The following is a 3963-nucleotide window of genomic DNA, read 5'->3' as shown; positions in this document are numbered from 1 at the left end:
CCTGGTCTCGTGAGGCCGGTCGCGGACGCCGGCGAACCGGCGCCCCCGGGCGATCAGATCAGTCCCAGGCCCTTGAGCACCGAGAGCATCACGGCGGCCGCCGCGACGGAGCCGATCTGGCCACCGCAGTTGGCGCCCATCGCGTGCATCAGCAGGAAGTTGCGCTTGTCGTAGCGCTGGCCCTGCGCCTGGACGACGCGCGCCGCCATCGGGAAGGCCGAGATGCCGGCGGCGCCGATCAGCGGATTGATGCGGCCGCCCGACAGGACGTACCAGATCTTGCCGAACAGGACGCCGACGACGGTGTCGAGGCAGATGGCGACGAAGCCGAGCGCGAAGATCGCCAGCGTGGTCGGCTTCAGGAAGTCGTCGGCCGCCATGGTGGCCCCGATGGCGATGCCGAGGAACAGGGTCGCGATGTTGGCGATCTCGTTCTCGGACGCCTTGGTCAGGCGGGTGACGACGCCGCATTCCCGCATGAAGTTGCCGAGCATGATCGACGCCATCAGGGGCAGGCCCTTCGGCGCGATCAGACCCGTCACCACGGTGACGATGATGGGGAACATCACCTTGGCGTTCAACGAGACGGTCCGCTTGACCGTCGGCATGTGGGTCTTGCGCTCCTTGTCGGTGGTGAGCGCCTTCATGATCGGCGGCTGGATGATCGGCACCAGCGCCATGTAGGAATAGGCCGCGACCGAGATCGGGCCGAGCAGCTGCGGCGCGTATTGCGACGCGACGTAGATGGCGGTGGGGCCGTCGCAGGCGCCGATCACGGCGATCGAGACCGCCTCGAGATGCGGGAAGCCGAGCCACAGCGCGAGCAGCAGCGTCAGGAAGATGCCGCACTGGCCGGCGGCGCCGAACAGCAGGATCTTGGGGTTCTCCAGCAGCGGGCCGAAATCCGTCATGGCGCCGATGCCGATGAAGATCAGCAGCGGGAACAGCTCGTTGGCGATTCCCATGTTGTAGATGCTGCGCAGGAACCCGGTGTCGTCCTTCGCCATCGCCTTCAGCGCTTCGGGCGCCGTCGGGCCGAGCGCGTCGAGCACCTGCTTGGCGCCGATGTCGATGCCCTGGTGCATCAGCTCGCTGCCCGGGATGTTGACGAGCAGACAGCCGAAGCCGATCGGCACCAGCAGCAGCGGCTCGACGTCCTTCTTGACGCCCAGGAAGATCAGCGTTCCGCCGATGATCAGCATCACGATCTGCTTCAGCCCGGCGATCGTGAACAGGATCTGGACGCCGTCGGTCAGACCGAGGAGCCCGGTGAAAATGCCTTCGATCATTTCAGAAGTCCCCGTCTAGCCGCGGTTCGATTTGCTTCCGTCCTCGGCCGAGAGCGGAAAGATCTTCTTGAGGATCTGGATCGACCAGATGAGGATCGCCAGGGTGAGAAACGTTCCCCCTATGCCCACCACCATCATGGTTAGCCCGAATGTCAGTTTGTCCATGCTTCTTCCCCGTGATTGTGGCGGCCCGTGACGCCCCGTTCAGCCGAATGCCTTGATGCCGGTCTGTGCTCGTCCGAGAACCAGGGCGTGGATGTCGTGCGTCCCCTCGTAGGTGTTCACGGTCTCCAGATTCTGGGCGTGACGCATGACGTGGTACTCGACCTGGATGCCGTTGCCGCCATGCAGGTCGCGGGCGGCGCGCGCGATGTCGAGCGCCTTGCCGCAATTGTTGCGCTTCATCAGCGAGACCAGCTCGATCGAGGCGCGGCCCTGGTCCATCAGGCGGCCGAGCCGCAGCGCGCCCTGCAGGCCGAGCGCGATCTCGGTCTGCATGTCGGCGAGCTTCTTCTGCACCAGCTGGGTCGCGGCCAGCGGACGGCCGAACTGCTTGCGGTCGAGCGTGTACTGACGGGCCCGGTGCCAGCAGTCCTCGGCCGCGCCCATCACGCCGAAGGCGATGCCGTAGCGGGCCGGCGCGAGGCAGCGCGACGCGCCCGCCATGCCGGCGACGCCGGGCAGCAGGGCGTCCTCGGCCACCGTCACGCCGTCGAGCACGACCTCGCCCGTGACGGAGGTGCGCAGCGACAGCTTCCCCTTGATCGCAGTGGTCGAGAGACCGGCGGTGCCGCGCTCGATCAGGAAGGCGCGCAGCGCCCCGTCGTGAGCGGCCGAGCGGGCCCACACCAGAAACAGGTCGGCGATCGGCGCATTGGTGATCCAGGTCTTGGCCCCGGTGAGCCGGTAGCCGCCGTCGACCTTGTCGGCCCGCGTCGTCATTCCGGCCGGGTCGGAGCCGGCGTCCGGCTCGGTCAGGCCGAAGCAGCCGATCCTCTCGCCCGAGACCAGGCCGGGCAGGAAGGCGGCGCGCTGGCGGTCGCTGCCGAAATGGAAGATCGGGTATGCGACCAGCGAGGACTGCACGCTCATCAGCGTGCGAAAGCCCGAATCGACTCGATCGAGCTCGCGCGCGACGAGCCCGTAGCCGACGTGAGTCGCGCCGGCGCCGCCCTGGGCCTCCGGCAGGGTGACGCCGAGCAGGCCGAGCTCGCCCATCTCGCGAAAGATCGCCCGGTCCGTGGTCTCGTCGAGATAGTCGCGCACCACGCGCGGCATCAGGCGGTCCTGCGCATAGGCCCGTGCGGTGTCGCGAATCAGCCGCTCCTCTTCGGTGAGCTGATCGTCGAGCTGGAACGGATCGTCCCAGTGGAAGGAGCCGCCCAGCGGCTCGGGGGCCAGCGGGGCGGGGTCGTGCTCGGCCATGCTCATCGCAGCGTCCCCTTGTCCGGACGGCCCGAAACCAATATCCCGCGTGCTGCTCGATTATAACGGACCCGATTAGCCGCCAGGAACAGTGAAAACCCCATGTCCGAGTTGCTTTCCGCGCGCGTAGCGGGGTTTCTGGATTTGCATCACGTGATGTCGCTGGCGACCGTCGGCCCCTCCGGGCCGCATGCGGTCAATCTGTTCTATGCGCGCGACGGGCTCGCGCTCGTCTGGGTGTCGGAGGCCGGGGCGCGGCATTCGCTGGAGCTGGAGGCGGAGCGGGCCGTCGCGGCCACGATTGCGGCCGACACGGCGGACTTCACGGCGGTGCGTGGTGTCCAGATGCACGGTCGTGCCCGCCGGGTCGACGATCCGGCCGAGACGGTGCGCCTGCGCGGCCTGCTGGCGGACCGCTACACGTTCCTGAAACGGCTCGACGCGCTGCCGGAGCGCCTGCGCGACGCCGTCGCTCGCGTTTCGCTCTACCGGCTCGATCCCGACCAGGTGGTGCTGATCGACAATGCCCGCGGCTTCGGCCACAAGGAGACGCTGGTGCTGCAGCGCAGCTAGGCGAGGCGGTTCGGCCGCCCGGGTCGCTGGCTTCGGCCGGTGCGGCCGTCACGGCTGAAATGTCGCGCCGGCCGGGGTCCCGGCCGCCCTCACTCCGCCGCGCGGCGGGCGGCGGCCTTGGCGAACTTCTTGGTGATGAAGTGCCGCTTCAGCCGCGAGATATGGTCGATGAACAGCACGCCGTTCAGGTGATCGATCTCGTGCTGGACGCAGGTGGCGAACAGGCCGTCCGCCGTCTCCTCGTGGGTCTTGCCGTCCAGATCCATCCAGCGGATCCGCACCCTTTCGGGCCGCTCGACGTCCTCGTGGACGTCCGGGATCGACAGGCAGCCCTCCTCGTAGACATTGGTCTCCTCGGACGACCACACGATCTCCGGATTGATGAAGACGCGCGGCTGCTTCTCCTCCTCCTTGCGGGAGAGGTCCATGGTGACGACGCGCTTGGGCACCGCGACCTGGATGGCGGCCAGGCCGATGCCGGGGGCGTCGTACATGGTGTCGAACATGTCGGCGACGAGCGTGCGAATCTCGTCGTCGATCGTCGTGACCGGTTCGGACACCAGCCGGAGCCGCTTGTCGGGGAGAAGGATGATGTCTCGGATCGCCATGGCGGCGATTTAAGGAAAGTCACGCGAGGCGTCAAATCCGGGGTGCTACGACCGGGGCGGGTGGGGGC

Annotated in this window: 5 protein-coding genes; 1 reads left to right on the top strand and 4 read right to left on the bottom strand. The window is 67.7% G+C overall.

The features are described 5' to 3' along the window. Positions 1-53: 53 nt before the first annotated feature. From CH341_RS18905 to CH341_RS18895, 3 genes are read right to left on the bottom strand one after another with little or no spacing between them, the layout of a single operon-like run. Positions 54-1289, bottom strand: a complete 1236-nt coding sequence (locus CH341_RS18905) for a sodium ion-translocating decarboxylase subunit beta (RefSeq protein WP_111420545.1) — start codon at positions 1287-1289, stop codon at positions 54-56. A 15-nt stretch (positions 1290-1304) separates the two neighbouring features. Continuing rightward, a complete protein-coding gene (locus tag CH341_RS18900) occupies positions 1305-1454 on the bottom strand; it encodes an OadG family protein (protein ID WP_111420544.1) in 150 nt (49 codons plus the stop codon). 39 nt (positions 1455-1493) lie between these two features. Next, positions 1494-2714, bottom strand: a complete 1221-nt coding sequence (locus CH341_RS18895) for an acyl-CoA dehydrogenase (RefSeq protein ID WP_111420547.1) — start codon at positions 2712-2714, stop codon at positions 1494-1496. A 102-nt stretch (positions 2715-2816) separates the two neighbouring features. Here CH341_RS18895 and CH341_RS18890 point away from each other — a divergent pair, with 102 nt between their 5' ends. Continuing rightward, entirely contained in the window at positions 2817-3287 is a 471-nt protein-coding gene (locus CH341_RS18890; RefSeq protein WP_111420543.1) for a pyridoxamine 5'-phosphate oxidase family protein, read from the top strand. Positions 3288-3376: 89 nt separating this feature from the next. Here CH341_RS18890 and CH341_RS18885 read toward each other — a convergent pair whose 3' ends face one another. Beyond that, positions 3377-3895, bottom strand: a complete 519-nt coding sequence (locus CH341_RS18885; RefSeq protein WP_111420542.1) for a peptide deformylase — start codon at positions 3893-3895, stop codon at positions 3377-3379. Positions 3896-3963 lie beyond the last annotated feature (68 nt).

The organism is Rhodoplanes roseus (assembly GCF_003258865.1).
Taxonomy (GTDB): domain Bacteria; phylum Pseudomonadota; class Alphaproteobacteria; order Rhizobiales; family Xanthobacteraceae; genus Rhodoplanes; species Rhodoplanes roseus.
Note: the sequence above shows the minus strand (reverse complement) of the source record. Positions and strands in the feature narration are given on the sequence as shown.